We start from the raw sequence: 1,470 nt of genomic DNA, 5'->3' as shown, positions 1-1,470 counted from the left end.
GTGGGTTTGGTGACGGCTCACCGATCCGGTTGACTGGTCGGGTGCTGAGGGTGGGGTTGACCGGCGGGATCGGGTCAGGCAAGAGCGCGGTGGCCGCCCGGCTCGCCGAGCGGGGCGCGGTGATCGTCGACGCCGACCAGGTGGCCCGGGAGGTGGTGGCGCCGGGCACGGCTGGGCTGATCGAGATCGTCGAGGCGTTCTCCGACGCCGTGCTGGACGCCGAGGGCGCCCTGGACCGAGCCGCACTGGGAGCGGTGGTGTTCGCCGACGAGGCCGCCCGCCGCCGGCTGGAGGCGATCACGCATCCCCGGGTCCGGACCCGCACCGCGGAGCTGATCGCCGCGGCGGCGCCCGACGCGATCGTCGTGAACGACGTGCCGCTGCTGGTCGAGGTGGGTCTCGCGCCCACGTACCACCTGGTGGTCGTGGTGCAGACGGCCGTGCCGACCCGGCTGGAGCGGCTGGCCCGGGACCGGGGGATGAGTCGCGCGGAGGCCGAGCGGAGGATCGCCGCCCAGGCCGACGACGCCCGCCGCCGAGCCGTTGCGGACGTGGTGCTGACCAACGACGGGAGCCTGTCGGCGTTGCACGACGCCGTCGACGCGCTCTGGAGGCAGCGGCTGCGGCCCTACGAGGAGAACCTGCGCCAGCGGCGGGTGGCCCCGCCGGGTCAGCATGACCCGGCCGAAGCCGACGCGAGCTGGCCGGAGCAGTACGCGCGGCTGGCCGCCCGGATCCGGCACGCGCTCGGCGCGGACGCGCTGCGAATCGACCACATCGGCTCGACGGCGGTGCCCGGACTCGCCGCCCAGGACGTCATCGACATACAGGTGGCGGTCTCCAGTCTCGCCGACGCCGACGGGGCGTTGGCCGACCGGCTGGCGGGCGCCGGGTTCCCCCGGGTGCCGGGGCAGTGGTGGGACGACCCGCGCCCGGCCGGCAGGGCGCGGTGGCAGAAGCGGCTGCACGGCAGCGCGGACCCGGCTCGCCCGGTGCGGCTGCACGTACGGGTGGCGGACTCGCCGGGCTGGCGGTACGCGCTGCTGATGCGCGACCACCTGCGCGCCGACCCGGACCAACGGTCGGCGTACCTGCTGCTCAAGCGGGATCTGATCGACACCGCGCCGGAGGCCGGCGAATCCGGCACGGCCCGCGACCCGTGGTTCGACGAGGAGTATCTGCGGGCCGAGCAGTGGGCCGCGCAGACCGACTGGCGTCCCTGAGGGCGCTCAGCGGGGCCGAGGGTTGGTGGCCAGTCGGGGCACCACCGCGGGCTGAAGGTCCAGGTGGGCCCAGGCCCCGGCGCGGTGCGCACCTCCAGTCGGCGCAGCGACCGTCACGGTCGATCCAGTAGGCGGTACGCGCTGCTGATGCGCGCCGACCCGGACCAACGGTCGGCGTACCTGCTGCTCAAGCGGGATCTGATCGACACCGCGCCGGAGGCCGGCGAATCCGGCACGGCCCGCGACC

General features: G+C 75.2%; 1 protein-coding gene. It reads left to right on the top strand.

Translation table 11 applies throughout. From position 1 onward, the window contains the following. Window positions 1-41: 41 nt before the first annotated feature. A complete protein-coding gene (gene coaE, locus JM949_RS35910) occupies window positions 42-1,223 on the top strand; it encodes a dephospho-CoA kinase (RefSeq protein ID WP_203152469.1) in 1,182 nt (393 codons plus the stop codon). The last annotated feature ends 247 nt before the right edge of the window (window positions 1,224-1,470 follow it).

It is taken from the genome of Micromonospora tarensis (assembly GCF_016803395.1).
Classification (GTDB): domain Bacteria; phylum Actinomycetota; class Actinomycetes; order Mycobacteriales; family Micromonosporaceae; genus Micromonospora; species Micromonospora tarensis.
The sequence above is the reverse complement of the archived record's forward strand: the minus strand, read 5'-3'. Positions and strand labels throughout refer to the sequence as shown.